The following is a 23,416-nucleotide window of genomic DNA, read 5'->3' as shown; positions in this document are numbered from 1 at the left end:
TCAGTTCTCCTCGGTGATGTTGATCAGGGCGTCTCGGTGGGAGCCCACCGAGACGTGGCGGACGGGTACGCCGAGCAGCTCCTGGATGCCCTCCACGTAGGCGCGGGCCGCGGCGGGGAGCTCCTCGTACCGGCGGATCCCGGAGATGTCCTCGTCCCAGCCGGCGAAGGTCCGGTACACGGGCTTCATCCGGTCCAGTTCGGCCGGGCTGGTGGTGAACTCGGGCACCGGCGTGCCGTCCTGCTCGTAGGCGGTGCACACCTGGAGCTCGCCGATGCCGGTGAGCTGGTCCAGGTTGGTGATGGCGATCGCGTCGGCGCCCTGGACGCGGGCCCCGTAGCGGGTGGCCACCGCGTCAAAGGCGCCGAGCCGGCGCGGCCGGTTGGTGGTGGAGCCGTACTCGCCCCACTGGCGGCGCAGCCGGTCGGCGCGCTCCTCGTCGAACTCCGTGACGAAGGGTCCCGCCCCCACGCAGGAGGAGAACGCCTTGGTGACGCCAACGGTGTGGTCGACCTTGGCCCAGGGGACGCCCATGCCGACCGGGGCGTGTCCGGCCAGACAGTTGGAGGACGTGGTGAACGGGTAGATCCCGAAGTACAGGTCCTTCAGGGCGCCGAGCTGGCCCTCGGCCAGGACGGCGGCGTTCTCGTCCAGGGCGCGGGAGAGCAGCGCCGTCACGTCCGCGACGTGCGGTTCCAGCCGGTCGCGCACGTCGGCCGCCCACCGCTCGACCTCGGCGAGGACCAGAGGGGCGCCCCCGTAGAGCTTGGTGATCCGCTCGTTGGCCCAGTCGACGACGGCGGCCAGCCGGCCCGGCAGGCCCTCCTTGTCGAACAGCTCGCCCACCAGCAGCGTCTTCTTCATGACGCGGTCGCCGTAGGCGGGTGAGATGCCCTTGCGGGTGGAGCCGTACTTGCCGTGCGAGAGGCGTTCCTCCTCCAGTCCGTCCAGGTCCCGGTGGAAGGGGAAGCAGACGGACGCCCGGTCGGAGACGAGCAGCCGTTCGGGGGCCACGCCCGGCTGGCCGGCGAGGGCGTCGATCTCGCCGAGCAGGCCCTCGACGTCGACGGTCATGCCGGGGCCCAGGATGCTGATCACGTCGGGGCGCATGATGCTGCTGGGCAGGCTGTGCAGCTTGAACGTGCCCTGGTCGGTGTGGATGGTGTGACCGGCGTTGCTGCCGCCGTGGTAGCGGACCACGTAGTCGGCATCCTCGGCGAGGTTGTCGACCATCCTCCCCTTGCCCTCGTCACCCCAGTTGAGGCCGACAACTGCCATGAGCACGATGGAACTCCTCTGTTCTGTTCGGGCGGTTCTGTGAAACGGGCGTGCGGGGCCGCCCGCCGGTGTGTCCTGCCTCGCCACCGGCGGGCGGCCCGTCACGGATGCAGATGCAGATCTGGATCCGGGTGCCTCAGGCCAGCAGTTCGCGGCGGCGCTCGGCGGCACGGCCCCAGGCGTCCGGGTTGAGGGCGCTCGGCGGCTGCTTGCCGTCGAGGGCGGTGATCAGCTGCGTGGCGGCGTTCAGCGCCAGGGCGCGCTTGGTCTCGACCGTGAAGTCCGCGATGTGCGCACTGAGCACGACGTTGTCCAGGGCCAGCAGCGGGCTGTCGTCCGGAAGCGGCTCGTCCTCGTACACGTCGAGGGCGGCGCCTGCGAGGTGGCCGCTGCGCACCGCGCGCACGAGGGCGTCGGTGTCGGTGACCCGGCCGCGGGAGGTGTTCACGAAGTAGGCCCCGGGCTTCATCTGCGCGAAGGTCTTGTCGTTGAACATGTGCTCGGTCTCTTCGTTCATCTCCGGGTGGGCGGTGACGAAGTCGGCCTCGGCGAGGAGGTCCTCCAGCCGCTCCACCTTGATCGCGCCGACCTCGGCCATCTTCTCCGCGGAGACGTACGGGTCGTACGCGAGGACCCGCATCAGGAAGCCGCCGTGGGCGCGCCGGGCGGTCCAGCCGCCGACGTTGCCGAGGCCGACGATGCCCAGGGTCTTGCCGGTGAGCTCGACGCGGTGGCTGCCCAGCCGGCTCTCCCCCCATGCGGCCCGGTTGCCGTGGCGGTGGATCGCGGCGAGGTTGCGCGTGACCATGAGGAGCAGCCCGAAGAAGTGCTCGGAGACCGGCTTGCCGCCCAGGCCGGGGTTGTTGGCGACGACCACACCGGCTTCGGTGGCCGCCTCGATGTCGATGTTGTCCACGCCGCGGCCGCTGGAGAGCACGGCGATCAGGTTCGGGGCGGCCGCGAGGAGTTCGCGGTCGATGCGGGCGGGGTAGCGGGCCACCAGGCCGTGGGCGTCGGCGAGGGCCTCAAGGACGGCCGCCCGGTCGGAGTCGTCCACGCGGCGGACGTCGGCGTGCTGCTCCAGCAGTTCCTCGGCTTCGGCGGCGTACATCGAGCCGACGAGGACTACGTTCGGTCGCATGATGGTGTGCTTCCTGTGGGGCCAGGGGCCGGCGGGACGCCCCTGGACGCGAATGCGGATCGAAGGATGCGGTGATGCGGTGATGCGGTGATGCCGTGATGCGGCGGCGTCGGACTGCGGCGGCTTCCCGGGCGGACGGCCGGGTCAGGCCGCCACGCTCGCGGCCAGCAGGCTTTCCAGTGGCCGCAGTTCTCCCCCGCGGCTGGCTGCGAGCAGCCGTTCGGTGAGTTCGGCGTGCTCCACGGGCGCGGCGGTGAAGCGGGGCCGGCCCTCGGCGAGCCGGTCGTGGGCGCGGCCGTACAGCTTGCGGCAGTACACCTCGCTGATGCCCAGCACGGCGGCGATCTCCCGGTAGCTGTACTCGAAGGCGGTGCGGAGCACGAGTACCGCCCGCTCGGCGGGGCCGAGGCGTTCCAGCAGCCAGGCCACCCCGCGCCGGAGTTCCTCGGCCCGTTCCACGTTCTGGAACGGCTCGGGGGTCGTGGTGACGGTCTGCTCCGGCACCAGGGCGCCGACGTAGGAGACCCGGCGGGCGTGCGCGGACTTGCGGTAGTCGGCGCACAGGTGGGTGACGACGGTGGAGAGGAAGGCTCCGTGGTTCTCGACGTTCTCCACGTTCTGCGCCGTCATCCAGCGCAGCCAGGCCTCGGAGATGATGTCCTCGGCTTCCTCTGCGGAGCCGACGCGACGGTAGGCCAGCGCCTGCAGGCTCGCCCTGCGGCGGTGGAACTCTTCCTGATCAAGATCGAACAAGGTTTTGCCTCCAGGCCGGCCCGTGGCGCAGCCCATCACTCGGGTCAGCTCAGGTCACTCGGAGCAGCTCGGGTCACTCGCAACAGCCGGTTCGGCTCGGGCCGGCGCGGGCCGGCCCGAGCCGGGATCAGGCCCGGCCCTCGGCCAGCACCTGGCGCAGGCTGGTGTCGAAGGCTTCGGCGAAGGCGGTGATGTCCTCGTCGGTCATCGGGGTGGAGATGCAGCCGAGGCCGCTGTCGCCGATGTGGACACCGTTGTCCAGCAGCACCCAGTACAGGCGCTTCATGGCCGCCGCGGGGCTGGTGTAGCCCTGCGGGGCGCTGGTGGCGATGATGCGGAACAGCGAGCCGAGGCCGTTGACGTCCCAGTCCAGTCCGGCGGACTCGACCGTGGCGCGCATGGCGGTGCGGGCGCGCTCGCCGAGCTCGCCGATCCGCTCGTGGGCCTCCGGGGTGAGCAGGCGCAGCGAGGTCACGCCGGAGCTCATGCTGACCGGGTTGGCGTTGTACGAGCCGGAGTGCGGCAGCGCCGGGGAACCCTGGCTCGGGTCGAAGACGCCCATGAACTTCCGCCGGCCGGCGACCGCACCGATCGGCATGCCGCCGCCGATGACCTTGCCGAGGACGGTGAGGTCAGCCTCGCTGCCGAGCAGGTGCATGGCGCCGTGGTAACCCACGCGGTAGGAGCCGACCTCGTCGGAGATGAGCAGGGCGCCGCTCTCGTCGCAGAAGGCGCGCAGCGCGTCCAGGTACTCCTTTTCGGCCGGGACCAGGCCGATCCGCCACGGCACCGGGTCGATCAGCACGCACGCCAGGTCGTCGGCGTGCTCGCGGAGCACCGCCAGGGCGCCCTCGGCGTCGTTGAAGGGGAACACGACGGTGTTGTCGACCACGCCCGCGGGGTTGCCGGTGACGGCGTGGTTGATGAGCGAGCCGGAGCCGTCGTTGTTGACGGCGACCGCGTCGTAGGCGCCGTGGTAAGCACCGGCGATCTTGGCGATCTTCGGGCGCTTGGTGTAGGCGCGGGCGGCCTGGACGGCCATCATCACGGCCTCGGTGCCGGAGCTGGTGAAGCGGACGTGCTCGAAGGTCTCGTTGCGGGCCGAGAGCGCCTCGGCGTACTCGACCTCGACCGGGGTGGGCATGCCGAAGCTGGCGCCGCGGCCGACGGCATCGGTGACCGCCTTCACCATCTCGGGGTGGGCGTGGCCGTGGATCAGGGTGGTGCTGTTGTTCAGGAAGTCGAGGCGCTCGACACCGTCGGCGTCGGTCACCCGGGCGCCGCTGCCGGACTGGATGTAGACCGGGTACGGGGCGCTGTAGACGGCGGTACGGCTGTTGCCGCCGGGCATGACCTCGACCGCGCGGGAGTACAGCTCGGCAGACTTGTCGGTGTTCACGTTGTGCCCTTTCACTACCGGAAAGAAGAAATGGGGGGACGAAATGGAGGGGGTGAAAGCGGGGGACGCGCGGGGCGCGTCGGGTCAGCGGGCGGTCCGGATCGACACGTCCGCCGTGAAGTAGGGGCCGGCCAGGCTCACCCGGGTGCCTGCGGGGACCCACTGCGGGGTGTCCGTGGCCACGGCCCCCGCCGTGCCGAGCTGCTCGCCGAGCCGGGCAGCCAGGACGGGCACCAGCGGGCGGGCCGTCTCGGCCAGCGTGCGCACGGCCATCAGCTCCAGTGCCACGCAGGTACGGGCGTCGCCCGAGGGCGCACCGGCGGCGAGTACGTCCTCGGACACCTCCGCGAACCGGCGGGCCCGGTGGACGAAGGTACGGAGCAGCTCGGCCGCGCCGCGGGAGTCGAACCGCTCGGGCCGCAGGGCCCGGGGCAGTTCGGCGCGGAACTCCCGGATCTGCCCGTAGAACCTCTCGGCCTCGGCGTTCCAGCTGCCCGCCTCGGGGGCGGAGCCGCCGAAGTGCTTGTCCACCCGGGCGGCGACGGAGCCGAGCCAGGGCTCCAGGCCGTCGAGGAGTTCGGTCCGGACGAACTCGGCGTACTCGTCGATGACGAAGTCCCGGCGGCGGATGTCGGGTCGGGTGCCCGCGAGGTAGAGCCGCAGCTGATCGCGGGTCTGCTCGCGGAAGACCTCCCGACCCCAGATGGCGTGCATCCGGCCGGTGGAGAACTTCTGCCCGTCCAGGGTGTAGAACTCGTTGCAGATCATGGTGTCGGGCAGCGCCGGCTGTTCGGTGAACGAGCCGAGGACGGCCGGGAAGACGACGGTGCGCAGGAAGGCGTTGTCGAAGCCGAAGAACAACACCGTGCGCGGGTCGTTCTCCCGGACGTACTCCCGCCAGCCGGTCTCCCCCTTGCCCTTGGCGAGGGCGTCGAGGGCGGTGATGAAGCGGGCCGCCAGCTCGAAGGCCGAGTACATGCGCTGGCCTTCGGTGCCCCTGGTGGGGTCGGCCGGGACCAGGATGCCGTCGGGGGCGACGGTACTCACCGGGAGGTCGGGCAGCGGTCCGGCGAGGACCCGCTCGACGTAGGTGCGCAGCCGGGCGCTCATGTGGACGGTGCGCAGGTACGCGGTGAGCTTCTCGCGCAGCGGCTCCAGGGGCAGGTACCAGCGGGTGAGGTCGCGCTGCTCGGCGGGGGTGCCGCAGGTGGCACAGCTGGGGTCGCGCAGGTCCTCGTCGGCGAAGGGCAGTGCGCAGGCCTCGCACTCGATGCCGGCGGTGTCGTACGAGCCGCAGTGCGGGCAGGCGCCCGCGACGAACGCCTCGAAGAGGAACGTGCCGCAGGGGGTGCAGTGGTTGGCCTGCACGGTCTTGGTGACCACGGCGCCCTTGGCCCGGAGGTCCTCGAAGATCTCCAGGGCGACCCGGGGGTACTCGGGCGAGGAGGGGCGGACGAACACGTCCCACGTGATGTCGGCCGCGGTCAGGGCCTCCTGGATGGCGTCCGTGTTGCGTTCGGCCAGTTCGTAGAAGGACAGGCCCCGGCTGATGGCGGCGGAGGCCACCTGGGACTGGTGGCCCACGGTGCCGAGCAGCAGGTGGGCCTCGGCCCCGCGCCCTTCCAGGCCGCGCCGCACCAGGTCCGCTCCGAGGAACGGGCCGACCACGTGGCCGAGGTGGAGCTCGCCGTTCGGGGTGGGGAAGGAGGGCAGCAGCAGGACGGGCCGCTCTGCTCCGCCGGAGCGCTCCGCCCGCTCGCGGTGCGCCGCGTCGAGGACCGTCATGTCCTCCCACCAGGTGGTGAGGAAGGTCAGAGGGCGGTCGCCGGCGGTGTTGTGCAGGGTGTGCACGCCCAGCGGCGGCAGGCGTACGGTGTCGCCGGCGGTCACCCGGACGCTCTGTCCGTCCGAGGCGACCTCGCCCTCGCCGTCCAGGACCACCCACACCTCGGTGTCGTGGTGGTTGTGCGGGGCGGTCTTCTCGCCGGGGCGGAGGGTGACCCGGCGCAGGTTGAAGGGGAGGGCGTCCGGGCCGGCCCAGGCGGGCTCGACGCTGCGGACGAAGTCGGGCAGGTCGAGTTCCCCGACCGTGCGTGGGATGCGTATGACGTGCATGGCTGGGCGCGGAACGCCGTGCGGCCGGTGCCGGCCGTGGACGCCCCACTGCTCCTCTCGGGAAATGTCGTGTGCGGGATCAGGCCCGTCCGGCCGCGACGGCCCCCGGCTGCCTCGGATCCGCCGCGTCGGAACCGAGCGGCTCCCAGTCCAGGGCGGTGCTGACCGGGCCGGTGTCGTACCGCTCGTGGCCGAGCAGGCTGTTGGCGATGACGGCGCTGCGCCAGGCCAGCAGGCTCAGGTTGGGGTCGGCGACGCCGAATTCGCGGCGGGCCGCGTTCTGCACGTACACGCGGTGGTCGGCCGGTCCGTCCCAGTCGAGGCTGAAGTCGGAGCGTACGACGGGCAGTCCGTCGTGCAGGGTGAGCCGGTCCTTCAGGCCGAGGAGCGGCTCCGACATGCCGTGCTCGTAGCCGGTGGCGCAGATCACGATGTCGACGCTCTCGTGCACCGGGTCTCCGCCGCGGGCCGCCTGCCAGGTGGTGGCGAGCCCTTCCGGGGTGCGGGTCAAGGAGGTGAGGTGCTGGTCGAGCAGGATCCGGCAGGGCCGGCCGCCGCCCTCCAGCAGTTCCAGGTCGTACAGGCGCCGGTAGAGGTCCTGGAGGGTGGACAGGGAGATGCCGTCGCTGGCCATCCGCAACCGCTGGACCACGTCCTCGCGTTCGACCTCGGGGAGGCTGTGGAAGTAGCGGCTGTAGTCGGGCAGGAAGAGCTCGTCCACGAACGGGCTGTCGTCCAGCGGCAGCAGGTTGGTGCGCCGGGTGCCCCACACGATCCGCTCCGGGCGCTGCGTCTCGGAGGTGAGCAGGTGGCTGACGACTTCCGCGCCGCTCTGGCCGCCGCCGATCACGGCGACCCGCTTGCCCGCGAAGTCGCGGGGCTTGCGCAGGAGTTGCTCCGCGTGGAAGACGGTCTCGGGGTCGTGGCCGACGGCGCACTGCGGCAGCTTGGCGGTGAGTCCGGTACCGGTGGCCACGTTGCGGGCGCGCAGCACGCCATCGGTGGTGTGCACCAGGAAGGCGGAGCCGTCCCACTCGACGGTCTCGGTGGTGACGCCGAACCGGAGGTTGTCCAGGCGCTGCGACACCCAGCGGCAGTACTGCTCGAACTCGCGCCGCGGCACCTTGGAGCGGCCGGTGACCAGCAGCCGGTACAGGCGCCTTTGCTCCACCTGGAAGGCGAGGAAGGAGTGCGGGTTGGTGGGATCGACCGGGGTGACCAGGTCCTTGAGGAAGTGAACCTGCATCTCGGCGTCCGGCACCATCAGGCCGGGGTGCCAGTCGAAGGCGTCCTTGCGGTCGAGGAACACGGCGGAGAAGCCGGGTTCGCGCGAGGTGAGGGCGGCGAGGCTGAGGTTGGAGGGGCCTAACCCTATTCCCACCAGGTCGTAGGTTCGCGGTGTTGTACTCATTTTGGGGCTCCCGTTACAGGTGGGGGCGTTCGGCTTCGGCGACCTCGTGGGCCGGCAGCCAGGTGACTCCGCGCCCGGTCAGCGAATGCATCACCCGCTCCGTCAACTCCTGGGAAAGGGCGAGGTGCGGTTTGATCCACCCGGTGCCGGTCACGGCCCGCTCGCCGAGCAGCCGGGTGGCGGCGGCCAGGGTGAAGCCGGTGGTGCGGGCCATCGCGGACAGGCCGGTGGTCTCGTCGGCGATGTCCAGCACGGTGGTGCGGAGGGAAGCGGGCCGGCCGTCCAGTTCCCCGTGGGCGGTGAGCTCCAGGACCACTGCGTCCCGGTCGTCCGCGCCGGCCCGCACCTGGGGCGAGAGCACGCGCTCGACCAGGCGCCGGGGGACCACGCGGGACCCGTCCACGTCCACCCCCTCGTCGGCCAGCAGGCCGAGCCGGGCCAGTTCGGTGACGACCCGGGCGAAGCCCGGCCAGCGCAGGGTCTTTTGGGTGCAGTCCGCATCGCGGAGGGCCGGGTGTTCGCCCAGCCAGGGGGCCATCCCGTCGTGGTAGGCCTCCAGCCGGCCGACACCGGCGTAATCACGGGTCACCACTCCGGAGAACCGGGGGTGGTGCACCGGGCGGCCCCGGTCCAGGGCCAGCGCCTCTCGCTGGGCGATCGGCAGGTGGTGGTCGTTCTCGCCGCCGAAGAAGGCGGTGTAGCCCAAGGGTTCGCGGGGCTTGGTGGGTATTCCCCCGCAGTAGATCTCCAGGGAGTGGACCCGGTCGAGCCGCTGCGCGAGGTGGACGGCGAGCAGTTCGGTCAGGCCGGGCTCCAGGCCGACCGGCAGCAGGACGGTGCCGCCGGCGGACCGGATCCGGGTGTCGAGCGAGGGCAGTTCGGCCGTGGGCGGCCGGGTGATGGCGGCGACCGGACGGCCGGCGACGACCGCGGCGTGCAGGGCCTCGGCGGTGGGGGCCCAGGGCATCGCCATCGCGACGACCCCGCACCCCGCGAGGGCGGCGTCGAGGCCGGTGGCGGCCCGGACCGTGGCGGCGGGCCGGTTCCCGGTGCCGCCGCCCTCCTGCAACCAGTCCCGCAGGGCGGCGGCCTGGCCGGGATCCCGGTCCAGGAGCAGTAGCTCCTCGGTGCCCGGATCCGTGGCCAGCGCGTACGCGGCGGCCCGGCCCATCTGGCCGCAGCCGAGGAGGGCCACCTTCATGAGCACGCCCTCCGTTCCAGCGTGCTCCGGGTCATCCCGCGGGGTCGGCGGCAGGCGTGATCCTGGCCGTCGCCTCGGTGGTGACCCGGTGGAGGAGCTGCTCCAGCCCCTCGCGGGTGGCGTGGCGGGCGATGACCGCGACCACCCGCTGCTGGCCGAAGTTCTGCGGCGGCAGTGCCACTTCGGTACCGACGGGGACTTCGGTGAAGAAGTGGTCGTAGCCCGCCTCCTCACCCAGGGGCGTGAGGCCGTCGGCGCCTTCGAACCGGCCTGCCTGCTCGGCCAGGACGAAGCGCAGGCCGGCGTTGAGCTGCCGGTCGTGCTCCAGCCGGAGCGGTTCACCGGTGGCGACGCGGATCACGTTCTCGAAGTAGTTGACGCCGGTGGCCAGCGGCACCAGGTGGGAGCCGATGTAGTCGCCGGCGGGGCGGCCCGCGATCTCGATGAACCGCAGTCCCCGCTCGCCCCACTTGGCTTCCAGGTGGAAGGAGCAGTTGTCGAACTCAAGGGCTCCGACGATGTCCTTGGTGGTGGCGCTGATCTCGGCCAGGGCGTCGGCGGGCAGGGCGGTGGGCACCTTGTGTTCCAGTTCCAGGTGGAACGGGACGCTGGTGATCTTGTCGGTGACGGTCACGATGTGGACCTCACCGCCGGAGACGAAGCCCTCGACGCTCAGTTCGTCGCCTTCGAGGAACTCCTCGACGATGAACTCGGCGCCGAACTGCTTGAACACCGGGTCGAAGTCGGGGCGGGCGATGTCGGCGAGGCGCTCCATGGCCGCGTCGAGGTCCTCCGGCCGACGCAGTTCGAAGATTCCCTTCGAGCCGGAGGCGCCGGTGGGCTTGACCACGGCCGGGAGCCCGACCTCGTCGACGGCGGCCCGTAGGCCGGCCAGGTCGGTGACCTTGGCGAAGCGCGGGAGTACCCCCTCAAGGTGCCGCAGCGCGTCCTTCATGACGTACTTGTTGCGGGCCCGGAGGGCGGCGGTCTCGGACATGCCCGGAAGTCCGAGTTCGGCGGCGATCGCCGCCACCAGCTGTACGTCGACTTCGGTGAAGTTGGCGACGCCGGCGAAATCGTAGGTGGCGTGGAGTTCGCGGGCCGCTGCGATCGAGGCGGCCCGGTCGTACGTGTCGACCTGCCGGAATTCATGGACGAGCGGCTTTGCGAATTCAGGAATGGTCCGGCCGAGCAGAACCACTCGGTATCCGAGGCGCCGGGCGGCGAGCAGGGACTCAAGCCCTTCCCTCTGGATGCGCCGGAGATTGACAAGGAGAAGATGACGTTCCGTCACGGAATTGCCCCCGCTACATCGGGCGTACAAATGGAATCTCAAGCACCAATCGAGTGTCAGTCAAGCACAGCGCCTGAGGGTTGTGAAGGGGATCTTGGTCGGATCTTCGCCAATTCAGTTAAGAGCTGGCCGAAACACTGCCCTCTTCCTCCGAATGTCTTGGTTTCGGCCACGAACCGAAAAGTCTGAGGCATCCGATCAGCGATTCCGATCACTTACCGGGCGCTTAACTTAATTGATCCCCACACCGTGGACGCGGCTCCGCGGATGCCTCCAACATGGCTTCTGACATGCGAAAACGCCGTCTGGACGACCGGGCCCGGAGATATCCGTGCGGTCGATCCAGACGGCGTCGTGAAAACCGTGTAAAGCGTCGGATGGGGGAATGCGTTAAAGAGCCGCGCCCACCGATGCCCGACGATCACAGAGCGCGGCGGAGAATTGGTCGGTGACCCGTTCCAGCCCCACCGCGGATTCCGCGGCCACGCTCACCGCGCCGGCCTCTCCCAGGGTGATGTGCCGGTCGAGGGTGAACCAGCCCGGTGCGATGTGCGCGGCGCCCATGGAGGCGAGCACCGGTCGCAGGGCGTAGTCGATGGCCAGTACGTGGGCGGTGCTCCCACCGGTGGCCAGCGGCAGCACCGCCTTGCCCGCGAAGGCGTACTGCGGCAGCAGGTCGAGCAATGACTTCAGCAGTCCGGAGTAGGCGGCCTTGTAGATCGGCGTGCCGATGACGATGCCGTCCGCACGCTCGAACTCCGCGGCCGCCGCCACGATCGCGGGGTGGCGCACATCGGCCCGGAACAGTGGATCGGCGGGCAAGGAACGTACGTCGAGGCGGGTCACCTCGTGCCCCTGGGCGATGAGTCGGGCGTCCAGGTAGCGCAGCAGCCCGGTGGTCCGGGAGGTCGCCGAGGGACTCCCCGAAACGGACAGGACGGTGGCCATGAGAGGTCCCTTTCTCTGGGGTGGCCTGAGGCCGGGAGTTCTACGAGGACGCGGAGCGCCAGTCCTCGCCCTCCGGCACGACGATCACGGCGGAGCGCACCGTGCCGTAGTCCGTGTCGGCGCCCAGACCCGCGGGGGTGGCGCCGGCGGCGTGTGCCTTGAGGGCGTCGAGCAGGAAACGGCGGGTGCGGACGATGCCGCGGTCGCTCTTGCCGGGGTTCTCGACCGTGCGGTCCACGATCGGGCCCATGCTCTCCTGCACGGCCACGTCCTGGAGGACCAGTCCGCGGATGCCGGAGAAGCTCTTGCCGTCCCGCATGGCCTGCCGGTCCTGGCCCCAGCCGTTCTCGCTGGTGTACCCCTCGCGGATGTTGTCCGGGTTGAGCGTGTCCAGGTCCAGGCCGAACTGCTCGCTGAAGTAGGACGGGTCGACCGGCTGGTCGTCGTTCCACCACAGGTACCACATGATCGTCTGGTGGTCGTTGACCGGAACCCAGGCGTGCCAGAGCCGGTCCCCGTTGGGCAGCTCGGGAACCACCGTGTACCAGGGCATGGCGAAGGGCTTCACCCGGGCCAGGGTCTCCCCGGAGGAGAGGGTGCGCAGGGCCGCGAAGCGCAGTCCGTACGGCTGCGGGTCGATGTCGTCGCGCGGGGCGGTGTCGTCCAGCAGGTCCTTCAGTGGCCCGTTGCGGGCCTCGGTCTCGTGCAGCAGGGAGACGTGTGCGGAGTCGATGTCCGCCTCCAGGCCCTGCAGCCAGTTGCAGTCCACCAGGGCGATGGTGGCGAAGACGTTCTCCGCCGGAAGCTTGGTGAACGGGAACTCCGGGAAGGGCGCGGGCTTGCGTCCGGTACCGCCGAGCCAGACCCAGATGACGCCGCCGGCCTCGACGACCGGGTGGTGCAGCAGTTTGACCCGCTCACCGAACCGCGGGCCGTCCTCCTCGGGCTCCGAGGGGGTCTCCAGCACCTTGCCCGAGACGTCGAACTTCCAGCCGTGGTAGATGCACCGCAGCGCGCAGTCCTCGTTGCGGGCGAGGACCAGAGAGGCCCCGCGGTGCGGGCACGCCTCGGCGAAGCAGCCGATGGTGCCGTCATCCGCGCGGAAGAACACGTACTTCTCGCCCAGCAGCTCCACCGGCAGCGGTGCACCGCCCCGTTCCGCGAGCCGCTCCGACCGCATGACGGGCAGCCAGTACTCGCGAAGCAACTGCCCCATGGGGGTGCCAGGACCCACCTGGGTCAGGGTCTCGTTCACCTTCTGAGTGGTCACTTCCGGCCTCCGTGATGATCGATATTCGGATCGACGCCGACTTCCCGGCAGCCGCCCACCCTTCAAGACGATCCAGGCCCGCCGGGTGTGACAGCCGGCGGGCCCGGATCAGGCCCGTGCCGGTTGCGCCAGGACCGCGTACGGGTGCGGGGCGTCCTCCGGTGCACCGAGGAAACGGCTGGTCAGAGCGGTGGCCTCGGCCAGTGCCGGGATCCAGTCCAGGCCGGCCAGCCGTCCGGCCAGCAGACATCCGAACAGCACGTCGCCCGCCCCGACCGTGATGACCTCGCCGGCCAGGGTGACGGCCGGCTGGTGGACCGGTTCGGAGCCGTCGGCCGGCACCAGCAGGGATCCGTCCCCGCCGAGGGTGACCAGGCAGTGTCCGCCGGGGTCGGGCAACCGGCGTGCGGCGGCCGCGATGTCCGCCCGCCCGGTCAGCGGCCGGCCCGCCCACAGGACGAGTTCGCGCAGGTTCAGGGCGACGAGATCGGCCCCGCGGCCCTGCGGCCGCAGTTTGGACACCTCGTTGGGGTCGGCCGACAACAGCCAGAACGGCACGCCCCGGTCCCGCGCGGTGTCGGCCAGCCAGGCCAGACCCGGTTCCTCGGCGTCCGTACCGGCGGCCAGCACCCCCGCGTCCTCGAACAGGTCCCGGGACTTGTCGAGGAGTTCGGGCGTGATCAGGCCGAGGGCGCGCTCGCCGAGGAACCTCTTGTCGACCACGGACCCCTCGACCAGTTCGGCGTGGAACACTGGCAACGGCGCCCGTTCCGGCAGCCGCAGCCAGTCCACGCCGTTTCCGGCCAGATGTCCGCCGACCGCCGGGCCGAGCTCCCCGGAGTACGCCACGGTGGCCAGGGCCGGCCGGGCGCCGCGCGCGGCGAGCGCGCAGGCGGCGTTGTTGGCCACCCCGCCCCACCGCACGGTGGCCGGGTCCTGCCCCCGGCCCAGCGGGCCCTCGTGCAGGAAATCCAGGGTGACGGTGCCGACGAGCACCGGCCGTCCGGTCATTGAATTACGTTTGATGGAACTCACCCTTCTTTTTGAATTTCTTTACCGGGGTGCCGGAAAACGCATAACGCGTACGGGGCGTCGCGGAGCGTGAGAATATGCACCCTCTACCCCACCAAACCCAATCGGCAAAGGAGGCCCCGAAATGGTGCGCGCCGGCGATGTGGCAACGGCGGATTCCGCCCGCCCGGCGGACGGAATTACGGCCGGCATTCTGACGTGGGCCTTTCCGCCGGCCCTCGTGGACGAGGCGGTCGCGGCTGCCAGCCGCACCGAGCAGCGCGCTCGGACGCTGTCCGCCCGGACCATGGTCTATCACGCCCTGGCCATGTGGTTGTACCCCTCGACCGGCCACGAGGAGGTGCTGCGCAGGCTCATGCGGGGGCTGGCCCGCAAGCACGGCTGGGCCCGCGGCTGGCGCATGCCCACGCCCTCGGCTCTCGCCCAGGCCCGGCAGCGGCTGGGACCGGCCCCGCTGCGGCTGCTGTTCCGCACGGTCGCCCCGCGGGCCGTTCCGCAGGCGCCGCCCGGGATGCGGCGGCCGGTCACGCTCGACGCGCTCACCCTCTGCGTGCCCGACACCCACGCCAACCGGGACCGGTTCGGCACGGCGGCGACCGCGGACCGGGGCACCGTTCCGCAGGTGCGGCTGGTCGCGCTCGGGCACTGCGGTGCGCACGCGGTCCTCGACGCGGCCGTGGGGCCGCTGTCCCTGGGTTCCGCCTGTCTGGCGCTGGAACTGCTGCCGTCCCTGGGCGAGGGGACCCTGCTGCTGGCCGAACTCGACGCGCTGTCGGTGGGGTTGTGGCGGCAGGCCGCCGGCACGCGGGCGGACCTGCTCTGGCGGGCCGGCCCGGACTGGCCGCTGCCGGTGGACGAGGTCCTGGCCGACGGCAGCTACCTCTCACGGCTGGCGGAACCGGAGGCCCCGGCCGCCGCGCCGGTTCCGGTGCGGGTGATCCCGTACGACCGCGACGGCTGGTCCGGTCCCGCGGAACGGCTGATCACCACGCTGCTCGCGCCCGAGGAGGCGGCCGCGGCCCAGCTGATCGAGGCGCACCGCAGCCGGTGGGGGCTGGCCGACATGGTGGAGGACATCCTCGCCGGCGGGCTGTCCGGGATCGAGCTGCTGCGCTCCCGCGGCCCCGATCTGGTCGAGCAGGAGATCTGGGCCATGCTGCTGGTCCACCACGCCGTGCACGGCCTGATCGTGGACGCCCAGGACTTCGAGTCGGCGACCGCGGAGGGCCTCGTCACCGTGGCCGGAACCGTACGCATGACACCACAAGACCGCTTGTAGGCCCCTCCAAGATCGTGTTAGCTTCCGGCAGGTCTGCCCGGTTCTGCCGACGCGACGGAGTCCTGTCTCCGGCCGGCATGGAACCGTCACGCGTCCCCGCCACCGCCCTCCGTGCGATGTCCGTTGCGGCCGCGTCTCCTCTTCTTCCTCTCCACTGTTTCCCCTCTCCACTGTTTCCCCCTCTCCACGATGCTCTGCCCGTCTGTTCTCCCCCGTCATTGGAGGCACCACGTGAGCACGGGAATGCTCCTGGGTTACGAACTACCCGAGGCGGGTCTTCCGGACCCCACCGCCTTCCTGCTGGCCGCCGCCCGGAAGGCCGAGGCCGCCCGGGTCCACCACCTCGTCCTCGGGGACCGGCCGGCCGCCGGCCCCGCCGGGCCCGGGACACCGGCCTCCCTGGTCGCGGTGTCCCTGCTGGCCGTCAGCACCAGCCGGATCGGCCTCGTCATGACCGCCGCGCCGGCCTACCACGAGCCGTACAACCTGGCCCGGATGGTGGCTTCGGTGGACCACATCAGCCACGGCCGGGCGGGCTGGCGGGTGATCACCGGACCCGACGCGGCCGCCGATGCCAACCACCGTCGCGAGGGGGTGGATCCGGTCACCGACCGCGAGGCCCGGGCCCGCGAATTCGTGCCGGTCGTCCAGAACCTGTGGGACACCTGGGAGGACGGCGCCTTCGTCCACGAGAAGGGCACCGGCCGGTTCATCGACAGCGGCCGCGTGCACGTCCTGGACCACCGCGGCACGCTGCGGGTCCGCGGGCCGCTGAACGTGGTCCGTCCGCCCCAGGGGCACCCGGTGGTCCTCGCCGACGCCTCCGACCCGCTGGTCTCGGCCCATGCCGACGTGCTGGCCGTGGGCAACCCCGACTCCGCGCTCACCGCGGCGCAGGCCGGCGGCCGGCCCCGGCTCGGGGTGGTCACCCCGTTCGTCGCCGCCACCGAGGAACGCGCCCGCGAGCTGCACGCCCTGGCCGGCGCTCCGGTGTCCGACCCCGCACGCGCAGTGCTGACCGGCACCCCCGGGCAGCTCGCCGAACGGCTCGGCGCCTGGTTCGACCGGGGCGCGGTCGACGGTTTCACCGTGCGCTTCCCGCCCCCCGGCCCCGACGGCACCGCGAACGCCGAGCGCATCGACGAGTTCACCGACACGGTGCTGCCCCTGCTCACCGCCGCCGGACGGTTTCCGGCCACGTACGCCGCCGACACGCTGCGCGGTCACTTCGGGCTGACCCGGCCCGCCAACCGTCTCGCCGAGCGGCTCGCCGCCGGCCCGGAAAGGGATTGAGGACATGCCCACCGAGCGACAGCTCCATCTCGGCCTGATGTTCTGGGCCACCGGCACGCACGCCGCGGGCTGGCGCCATCCCGACGCGCGCGCGGACGCGGCGTACGACATCGACCTCATCCAGGAGGTCACCGCGGAGGCCGAACGCGCCAAGTTCGACTTCGTGTTCCTCGGCGACCGGCTGGCCAGCGACCCGTCCTTGCAGTACAGCAACCCGGCGCAGATCTCGCGGCTGGAGCCCTTCGCCACGGCCACCGCGATGGCCGCCGCCACCACCCGGATCGGGGTGGTGGTCACCGCGAACCCGACCTACTCCGACCCGTACTCCATCGCCCGGCTGCTGGCCTCCCTGGACCACGTCAGCGCAGGACGCGCCGCATGGAACCTGGTCACCGGCGCCGACACGGCGGCCGCGTTCAACTTCGGCCGGGAGGAGCACTGGGACACGGCCAAGCGCTACGCGTGGGCGCAGGAGTGCCTCCAGGTGGTCCGCGACCTGTGGGACAGCGGCGCCGACGCCGGATCCGGGCCCCGCCCGCTCGGCCACCGCGGCACCTACTTCTCGGTGGACGGACCGCTGGACGTGGCCCGGCCGCCGCAGGGGCAGGTGGTGCTGTTCAACGCCGGCACCTCGGACCAGTCCCGCGAACTCAGCGCCCGCGAGGCCGACATCGTCTTCGCCGGCATGCAGCCGACCTTCGCCCTGCGCCAGGCGTACTACGCCGACATCAAGGAGCGGGCCGACCGCTACGACCGGGCGGACCAGGTCACCATCCTGCCCGGGCTGACCCCGATCGTCGCGCCGACCACCGAGGAGGCGGTCGAGCTGTACGACCTGCTCAACTCGCTCCTGGTGCTGGACCCCGAGGAGGAGCCGGGCGAGCTGGTCCGCAAGGGCGGCATCGGCGAGGGCCACCGGCGCAACCTGTCTTCCGCGAGCCGGGTGTTCGGGGTGGAGCTGCGCGGCAACGACCTGGCCGCGGAGGTGCCGGCCGAGACCCTGGCCGCGGTGTCTGAGGAGGGTGCCCTGCGGCTGGCGGAGATCACCCGGCTGACCCGGCGGACCGTCGACGGTCCGCGCCGGATCACCTACGGGGACCTGGTGCACGCCGCACCGTCCGAGCTCTCACACACGGTGGTCGGCAACCCGGAAGAGGTCGCCGACATGATCCAGGAGTGGTTCGAGGGCGGCGCCGCCGACGGCTTCAACATCTACCCGGCGTACGTGCCCGGTTCGGTGACCGCGTTCACCGAACTGGTGGTGCCGGTCCTCCAGCGGCGCGGGCTCTACCGCAAGGACTACACCGGGAGCACCCTGCGGGAGCACCTCGGGCTACCGGTGCCGCCGCGCCGCCCGTCCCCCACGTCAGCCGTCCGATCGACCGACTGATCAACCGACCGCCGAACCCGTACGAAAGCAAGAGGTGAACTGGTGGCCACTTTGGCCGTCGTGGGCGCCGGGACCCTGGTCTCCGGCGATCTCGCGCACCCTCTGATCGAGGACGCCGACACGGTGCTGTGCGCCGACGGGGTCATCACCGCGGTCGGCCGGGCCGCCGACCTGGCCGCGCAGGTCGCCGCGGCGGACCGGGTCCTGGACGCGGCCGGGGCCACGGTGGCCCCCGGCCTCATCGACTCGCACGGACACGTCACGTTCGGCGACTACTCCCCGCGCCAGAAGGCGGTGGACTACCTGGAGGGGTACGTCCACGGCGGGATCACCCGGACCATCTCGGCGGGCGAGGTGCACGTGCCGGGGCGGCCCCGCGACCGGGAGGGCGTCAAGGCGCTCGCCGTCGCCGCCCGGGCCAGCTTCGACGCGTACCGGCCCGGCGGCATGCGGGTCCACGCGGGCAACGTGCTGCTCGAACCCACCCTCACCGAGGAGGACTTCGCCTACCTCGCCCGCTGCGGGGTGTGGCTGGCCAAGTTCGGGTTCGGCGCGTACGAGAAGGCGGTCGACGGCGTCGAGCAGATCCGCTGGGCGCGGGCCCACGGCCTGGTCGTGATGTGCCACGCCGGCGGTGCCAGCGCCGCCGGTTCGGCCTCGCTGCGCGCCGACGACCTGCTGGCCCTCGCCCCGAACGTGTGCGGGCACGCCAACGGCGGGCCGACCTCGATGCCCGATGCCGATGTGGACCGCCTGCTGGCGGAGAGCACGATGGCCCTCCAACTCGTCCAGGCGGGCAACCTGCGGGCGGCCCTGCGGATCGTGGGCCGGGCATTGGAAGAGGACGCCCTGGCGCGGATCGTGGTGGGCTCGGACACCCCCTCCGGTTTCGGGGTGATCCCGCTGGCCGTGCTGAAGACGCTGGTGGAACTGTCCGCGCTGGGCCCGCTGGACCCGGCGCGGGCGTGGGCGCTGGCCACCGGCAACGTGGCGGACGTCTGGGGGCTGCCGGCCGGGCGGATCCGGGTGGGAGCCGAAGCCGATCTGCTCGTCCTGGACGCGCCGCGGGCCTCGGCGGCCGGTACGGCGCTGGAAGCCATGTCCATCGGTGACATGCCGGGCATCTCGGCGGTCGTCACGGACGGCGTGCTGCGCTTCCTGGCCAGCCGCAACACCCCGCGGGCCACGCGCCCGGCGACACTGGTGCGGTAGGCGGTTCCGCGCCTCGGGGTCGGACTGACCCCGAGGACGCGGACGGAAACAAGGGGGCCCGCCGGTGCCAGTCACCGGCGGGCCCCCTTCGTTTCGTCGTTCAGGCCGTGCGGGCGGTGAACCGGCCGGGCCGGAAGGCCGCCGCCAGTTCGGAAGGCCGCCCGAGCACCTCACCGGCGACGATCTCCCCCAGGACGGGGGCCAGGGTCAGCCCGCTGTGCGTGACGACCACGTACGGCGATCCCTCCCCGCGGACCGGGCCGAGGACGCTCATGCCGTCCGCGGGCATGGGCCGGACGCCGACGTACGCGGACTCCACACCGACGCCGGCACCGGCGCCGGGCAGGACCGCGTCCAGCCGGGCCAGCACCCGCTCGGCCGCCCGCCGCGCCTGCTCGGCCGGGTCCGGGTGGGCCGGGTCCAGCTCGTGGTCCACGTCGTGGCAGTGCAGGACCAGCCGGCCGCTGCTGTGCGGACGCACACTCAACTCCGGTGCGTGCAAGATGCGTTCCACCCGGCCTCCGGACACCGGGGAGGTGCGCACCAGCAGGCCCATGGTGACGGTGTCCGGGTCCCCGGGCTCCACCAGAGGGACCTCGGCCCCGGCGAGGGCCAGCAGGTCGCGGGTGCCGCGGCCGGCGCAGCTGATGACCGCGTCCGCCCCGATGCGCTCGCCGGAGGCGAGGACCACGCCGCGGACCGGGTCGTCGCCGATCAGGCCGGTGACCGGATCGCCGGTGCGGATCTCCACGCCGTGGGCCCGGCCGCGGTCCTGGACGGCGGTGAGGAAGCGGTCGCTGATCACGTGGGCGTCGGCCGGGTAGTGGTACAGCGGTCCCCGTACGCCGTCCAGGGCCAGCCCCGGCTGGAGCTCGGCCAGCGCCCGCCCGGGCTCGTACTCCTCGACGGGGTAGGCGCGGGCGCGGTAGCCGGCGGCGGTTTCGGCCAGCCGCTCGGCGCCGGCCGCGGTGTCGGCCCAGTGGAGGTTGCCGGTGCGGAAGAACCACGGCTCGCCGCCGGTACGGGCGGCGAGCCGCTCGTGGGCGAGCAGGCCCTCGGCGGAGAGCGCGAAGTAGGCGTCGGACCCGTTGTCCACCGCGTTGACCCAGCCGAAGCCGTGGGCGGAGAGCCCGCGGGCGGGGTCCTGGCCGTCCACCAGGACCACCGAGACCCCCTGTTCGGCCAGGTTCAGGGCCACGCAGCTGCCGATGGAGCCGGCGCCGACCACGACCACGCGCACGGCGGCGCTCACCGGTCCGCCTCGGCGAGGCCGCTGCCGCACAGGTAGCCGCCGACCAGTGCCGGTCCGAGGGTGCCACCGGAACCGGGGTAGCCCGGTCCCATGGGCGTGGCCGCGACGTTGCCGCACGCGTACAGGCCGGGGACCGGGGTGTCGTCGTGGCGCAGGACCCGGCCTTCGCGGTCGGTGACCACCCCGCCCTTGGTGCCGAGCATGCCGGGCCCGACCGGGACGGCGTAGAACGGGGCCTGCTCCAGCGGACCCAGGCAGGGGTTGGGGCCGTGCCGTTCGTCGCCGTAGTAGCGGTCGTGGCTGGTGCCGCCGCGGCCGAACTCGGGGTCCTCGCCGAGCACCGCGTGCCGGTTGAACGCGGCGAGGGTGGCGGTGAGGCCCGCCTCGTCCACGCCCAGGCGGCGGGCCAGTTCGGCGGGCGAGTCCCCGCGGACGAACCAGTCGGGGACCGGGTCGGCGGGCTGGACGGACGCGATCGGGTAGCGGCTGCGGAAGGCCTCGTCGAAGATCAGCCAGGCCGGGGCGTTCGGGTACGCGTGGGCGGTGGGGTCGAAGGTCAGGAAGGCCTTGGTGATGTCGTTGTAGTTGACGGCCTCGTTGACGAACCTGCGGCCCTGCCGGTTGACGATCACCGATCCCGGCAGGCAGCGCTCGGCCACCAGGTGCCGGGACAGCGGGGCCCCGTCGTACTCGTCTCCCGGGGCGCCCACCGCGGGCACCCACCACGCCTGGGACATGCCGTCCAGGGCGGCGCCGGCCGTCATGGCCATCTGCAACCCGTCGCCGTGGTTCCACGGCGGGCTGATCGGGCGGGTGTCCGCGACGCCGAGGTAGGCCTGCTTGAGCCGCTCGTTCCACTCGTAGCCGCCGCTGGCGAGGACCACTGCGGCGCGGGCCCGGAAGACGACCGGTCCGTCGGCGCTCTCGCCGCGGACCCCGGTGACCCGGCCGTCCTCGACGAGCAGTTCGCGGACCCGGACGCCGGTGGCGAACCGTACGCCGCGTTCGTCGCAGGCCGCGACCAGGCCCGCCACCAGGGCTGCGCCGACGGTCAGTACGCCCTCGTCCTTGCGGCGGGCGACCAGCTCGTGGTCGTACAGCTCCGGCGAGTGCCAGCGGTGGCGCTCGTCGTAGGTGACGGCGTCGAAGTGCGCGCCGCGCCGGATCCGCTCGACCAGGCCGGGGCGGTCGGCGGTCGGGAAGGGCACGTTGTCCAGGGTGCGGCCGACGTCCCGGGCGCCCGGCCAGTCCGAGTGGTAGTCGGGCCGGTCGATGGGGAAGAAGCGGACCGGGGTCTTGGCGTGCAGGTAGTCCACCATCTCGGGAGCGGTGGCGACGTACTGCTCCAACCGCCACCTCTCGACGGCTCCTTCGGTGACGAGTTCGAGGTAGCGCAGGGCGTCCTCGGCGGAGTCGGGCATGCCGTGCTCGCGCATGACGGAGCTGTTCGGCACCCAGACCATGCCCCCCGACACGGCGGTGGTGCCGCCCAGTACGGGGGTGCGTTCGAGGACGAGGACGCGTCGTCCGCCGTCGGCGGCCCGGCAGGCCGCGAGCAGTCCGGCCCCGCCGGAGCCGATCACTATGGTGTCGATGCCGCCGTCGGCATCGGGGGTGGGATCAGGGTCGATATCGGTGTCTGGCACGGAAGCGTGTTCCTCTTCCTCTGTTCCTCGGTCTTCCACGGACGACGGGGTGCGCGCGGATGCGCTCAGAGCAGCCGGCCGGGCTTGTAGTGGACCGCGTCGGGGTGCCGGTCCGTGATCCGGCCGATCTCGGCCACCAGCGCCGTGACCTGGTCCGCCGCCGCTCCGGTGAACCCGATCCGGTCCGTGAGGAGTTCGTCCAGTTGGGCACGGTCGAGCGGGAAGCGCTCGTCGGCGGCGAGGCGGTCCAGCAGCAGGTTGTCGGCGCCGTCGGCCCGCATGGCGAGGGCGGATCCGACCGCGTGCTCCTTGATCACCTCGTGGGCGGCCTCGCGGCCGATGCCGAGGCGGACGGCGGCCATCAGCATCTTGGTGGTGGCCAGGAAGGGCAGGTAACGCTCCAGCTCGGCCTCGATCACCGACGGGAAGACCTCGAACTCGTCCAGGACGGTCAGCAGGGTCTCCAGCATCCCGTCCAGGGCGAAGAACGCATCGGGCAGCGCGACCCGGCGGACCACGGAGCAGGACACGTCGCCCTCGTTCCACTGGTCGCCGGAGAGCTCGGCGGCCATCGACGCGAAGCCGCGCAGGACGATCATCAGCCCGTTGATCCGCTCGCAGGAGCGGGAGTTCATCTTGTGCGGCATGGCGGAGGAGCCGACCTGGCCCTCGGCGAAGCCTTCGCTGACCAGTTCGTCGCCGGCCATCAGGCGGATCGAGCGGGCCAGCGAGGACGGGCCCGCGGCCAGCTGGACCAGCAGGCTCAGCACCTCGTAGTCGAGGGAGCGCGGGTAGACCTGACCCACGCTGGTGAAGCGGTGGGCGAAGCCGAGGTGGGCGGCGATCCGGTCCTCCAGCTCGGCGAGCCGGGCGCGGTCGCCGCCGAGCAGGTCGAGCATGTCCTGGGCGGTGCCCATCGGTCCCTTGATGCCTCGCATCGGATAGCGGCCGATGAGCTCCTCCAGCCGCCGGAAGGCCACCAGCACCTCCTCCGCCACGGTCGCGAAGCGCTTGCCGAGGGTGGTGCTCTGGGCGGCCACGTTGTGCGAACGGCCGGCCATGACCTGGCCGGAGTGCCGCTCGGCCAGCCCGGCGAGGCGGGCGAGCAGGGCCACGCAGCGGTCGCGGACCAGGACCAGGCTGTCGCGCACCTGGAGCTGCTCGACGTTCTCGGTCAGGTCGCGGGAGGTCATGCCCTTGTGGACGTGCTCGTGGCCGGCCAGGGCGTTGAACTCCTCGATGCGGGCCTTGACGTCGTGCCGGGTGACCTGCTCCCGCCGGTCGATGGAGTCCAGGTCGATGGTGTCCAGGACCCGTTCGTAGTCGGGTACCACCTGCTCGGGGACGTCGATGCCGAGGTCGCGCTGGGCGGTCAGCACGGCCAGCCACAGCCGGCGTTCGAGCACGATCTTGTGCTCGTGCGACCACAGGCCCGTCATCTCCGGGGAGGCGTAGCGGGTGGCAAGGACGTCGGGGATGTTCGCGTTCATCGCACTCTTTCC

General features: G+C 72.0%; 18 protein-coding genes. 4 read left to right on the top strand and 14 right to left on the bottom strand.

The features are described 5' to 3' along the window. From OHA65_RS32520 to OHA65_RS32470, 11 genes are all read right to left on the bottom strand, one after another. Nucleotides 1-1,278 (bottom strand): adenylosuccinate synthase, encoded by a 1,278-nt coding sequence (locus OHA65_RS32520; protein WP_371646734.1) that lies wholly within the window; start codon nucleotides 1,276-1,278, stop codon nucleotides 1-3. Nucleotides 1,279-1,414: 136 nt separating this feature from the next. Continuing rightward, the gene (locus OHA65_RS32515) at nucleotides 1,415-2,419 is read right to left on the bottom strand and encodes a hydroxyacid dehydrogenase (protein ID WP_327279714.1); all 1,005 of its coding nucleotides are present in this window, start codon (nucleotides 2,417-2,419) and stop codon (nucleotides 1,415-1,417) included. 144 nt (nucleotides 2,420-2,563) lie between these two features. Continuing rightward, nucleotides 2,564-3,172, bottom strand: coding sequence for a sigma-70 family RNA polymerase sigma factor (locus OHA65_RS32510; protein ID WP_327279713.1), 609 nt, complete (start codon nucleotides 3,170-3,172; stop codon nucleotides 2,564-2,566). Nucleotides 3,173-3,299: 127 nt separating this feature from the next. Then, entirely contained in the window at nucleotides 3,300-4,571 is a 1,272-nt protein-coding gene (locus OHA65_RS32505) for an aspartate aminotransferase family protein (protein ID WP_327279712.1), read from the bottom strand. An 84-nt stretch (nucleotides 4,572-4,655) separates the two neighbouring features. Continuing rightward, on the bottom strand, nucleotides 4,656-6,686 hold the full coding sequence (locus OHA65_RS32500; protein WP_405763004.1) for a class I tRNA ligase family protein: 2,031 nt from the start codon (nucleotides 6,684-6,686) through the stop codon (nucleotides 4,656-4,658). Nucleotides 6,687-6,765: 79 nt separating this feature from the next. After that, nucleotides 6,766-8,097, bottom strand: a complete 1,332-nt coding sequence (locus OHA65_RS32495) for a SidA/IucD/PvdA family monooxygenase (RefSeq protein WP_327279710.1) — start codon at nucleotides 8,095-8,097, stop codon at nucleotides 6,766-6,768. Between the two features lie 13 nt (nucleotides 8,098-8,110). Then, the gene (locus tag OHA65_RS32490; RefSeq protein WP_329315257.1) at nucleotides 8,111-9,298 is read right to left on the bottom strand and encodes a saccharopine dehydrogenase C-terminal domain-containing protein; all 1,188 of its coding nucleotides are present in this window, start codon (nucleotides 9,296-9,298) and stop codon (nucleotides 8,111-8,113) included. Nucleotides 9,299-9,329: 31 nt separating this feature from the next. Beyond that, nucleotides 9,330-10,592, bottom strand: coding sequence for an ATP-grasp domain-containing protein (locus tag OHA65_RS32485; RefSeq protein WP_328764418.1), 1,263 nt, complete (start codon nucleotides 10,590-10,592; stop codon nucleotides 9,330-9,332). A 390-nt stretch (nucleotides 10,593-10,982) separates the two neighbouring features. Next, entirely contained in the window at nucleotides 10,983-11,540 is a 558-nt protein-coding gene (gene ssuE, locus OHA65_RS32480; protein ID WP_328764417.1) for an NADPH-dependent FMN reductase, read from the bottom strand. A gap of 40 nt (nucleotides 11,541-11,580) precedes the next feature. Next, nucleotides 11,581-12,810 carry a Rieske 2Fe-2S domain-containing protein gene (locus tag OHA65_RS32475; RefSeq protein ID WP_329315255.1) on the bottom strand — a complete coding sequence of 410 codons (1,230 nt, stop codon included), beginning with the start codon at nucleotides 12,808-12,810 and terminating at the stop codon, nucleotides 11,581-11,583. 108 nt (nucleotides 12,811-12,918) lie between these two features. Next, nucleotides 12,919-13,821 carry a carbohydrate kinase family protein gene (locus tag OHA65_RS32470; RefSeq protein WP_405763001.1) on the bottom strand — a complete coding sequence of 301 codons (903 nt, stop codon included), beginning with the start codon at nucleotides 13,819-13,821 and terminating at the stop codon, nucleotides 12,919-12,921. Between the two features lie 145 nt (nucleotides 13,822-13,966). On the opposite strand from OHA65_RS32470, the gene OHA65_RS32465 reads away from it, so the two are divergent. The 4 genes from OHA65_RS32465 to OHA65_RS32450 all read left to right on the top strand — a co-directional run bounded on the left by OHA65_RS32465 (nucleotide 13,967) and on the right by OHA65_RS32450 (nucleotide 19,016). Continuing rightward, entirely contained in the window at nucleotides 13,967-15,121 is a 1,155-nt protein-coding gene (locus OHA65_RS32465) for a transposase domain-containing protein (RefSeq protein ID WP_328764414.1), read from the top strand. A gap of 231 nt (nucleotides 15,122-15,352) precedes the next feature. Continuing rightward, nucleotides 15,353-16,414 carry an LLM class flavin-dependent oxidoreductase gene (locus OHA65_RS32460; protein ID WP_327279703.1) on the top strand — a complete coding sequence of 354 codons (1,062 nt, stop codon included), beginning with the start codon at nucleotides 15,353-15,355 and terminating at the stop codon, nucleotides 16,412-16,414. A gap of 4 nt (nucleotides 16,415-16,418) precedes the next feature. Further along, nucleotides 16,419-17,804: an LLM class flavin-dependent oxidoreductase gene (locus OHA65_RS32455; RefSeq protein WP_327279702.1), complete on the top strand. Its 1,386-nt coding sequence runs from the start codon at nucleotides 16,419-16,421 to the stop codon at nucleotides 17,802-17,804. 42 nt (nucleotides 17,805-17,846) lie between these two features. Beyond that, the gene (locus tag OHA65_RS32450; protein WP_327279701.1) at nucleotides 17,847-19,016 is read left to right on the top strand and encodes an amidohydrolase family protein; all 1,170 of its coding nucleotides are present in this window, start codon (nucleotides 17,847-17,849) and stop codon (nucleotides 19,014-19,016) included. A 100-nt stretch (nucleotides 19,017-19,116) separates the two neighbouring features. Here the strand turns inward: OHA65_RS32450 and OHA65_RS32445 are convergent, their stop codons facing one another. The 3 genes from OHA65_RS32445 to purB form a co-directional block, all read right to left on the bottom strand. After that, nucleotides 19,117-20,268 (bottom strand): FAD-dependent oxidoreductase, encoded by a 1,152-nt coding sequence (locus OHA65_RS32445; protein WP_329315251.1) that lies wholly within the window; start codon nucleotides 20,266-20,268, stop codon nucleotides 19,117-19,119. Then, complete coding sequence (locus OHA65_RS32440) at nucleotides 20,265-21,914, bottom strand: FAD-dependent oxidoreductase (protein WP_405762999.1); 1,650 nt, start codon at nucleotides 21,912-21,914, stop codon at nucleotides 20,265-20,267. The genes OHA65_RS32445 and OHA65_RS32440 overlap by 4 nt, the downstream gene beginning before the upstream one ends. Nucleotides 21,915-21,979: 65 nt before the next feature. Further along, complete coding sequence (gene purB / locus OHA65_RS32435; protein ID WP_328764411.1) at nucleotides 21,980-23,404, bottom strand: adenylosuccinate lyase; 1,425 nt, start codon at nucleotides 23,402-23,404, stop codon at nucleotides 21,980-21,982. Nucleotides 23,405-23,416 lie beyond the last annotated feature (12 nt).

It is taken from the genome of Streptomyces sp. NBC_00045, from assembly GCF_045041095.1.
Lineage (GTDB): Bacteria > Actinomycetota > Actinomycetes > Streptomycetales > Streptomycetaceae > Streptomyces.
The sequence above is the reverse complement of the archived record's forward strand: the minus strand, read 5'-3'. Positions and strand labels throughout refer to the sequence as shown.

What these genes read in the sequence shown, in the direction of transcription:
- OHA65_RS32520 (WP_371646734.1), bottom strand. Translation starts at nt 1,278, where the DNA reads ATGGCAGTTGTCGGCCTCAACTGGGGTGACGAGGGCAAGGGGAGGATG.
- OHA65_RS32515 (WP_327279714.1), bottom strand. Translation starts at nt 2,419, where the DNA reads ATGCGACCGAACGTAGTCCTCGTCGGCTCGATGTACGCCGCCGAAGCC.
- OHA65_RS32500 (WP_405763004.1), bottom strand. Translation starts at nt 6,686, where the DNA reads ATGCACGTCATACGCATCCCACGCACGGTCGGGGAACTCGACCTGCCC.
- OHA65_RS32495 (WP_327279710.1), bottom strand. Translation starts at nt 8,097, where the DNA reads ATGAGTACAACACCGCGAACCTACGACCTGGTGGGAATAGGGTTAGGC.
- OHA65_RS32490 (WP_329315257.1), bottom strand. Translation starts at nt 9,298, where the DNA reads ATGAAGGTGGCCCTCCTCGGCTGCGGCCAGATGGGCCGGGCCGCCGCG.
- ssuE (WP_328764417.1), bottom strand. Translation starts at nt 11,540, where the DNA reads ATGGCCACCGTCCTGTCCGTTTCGGGGAGTCCCTCGGCGACCTCCCGG.
- OHA65_RS32470 (WP_405763001.1), bottom strand. Translation starts at nt 13,821, where the DNA reads ATGACCGGACGGCCGGTGCTCGTCGGCACCGTCACCCTGGATTTCCTG.
- OHA65_RS32465 (WP_328764414.1), top strand. Translation starts at nt 13,967, where the DNA reads ATGGTGCGCGCCGGCGATGTGGCAACGGCGGATTCCGCCCGCCCGGCG.
- OHA65_RS32455 (WP_327279702.1), top strand. Translation starts at nt 16,419, where the DNA reads ATGCCCACCGAGCGACAGCTCCATCTCGGCCTGATGTTCTGGGCCACC.
- purB (WP_328764411.1), bottom strand. Translation starts at nt 23,404, where the DNA reads ATGAACGCGAACATCCCCGACGTCCTTGCCACCCGCTACGCCTCCCCG.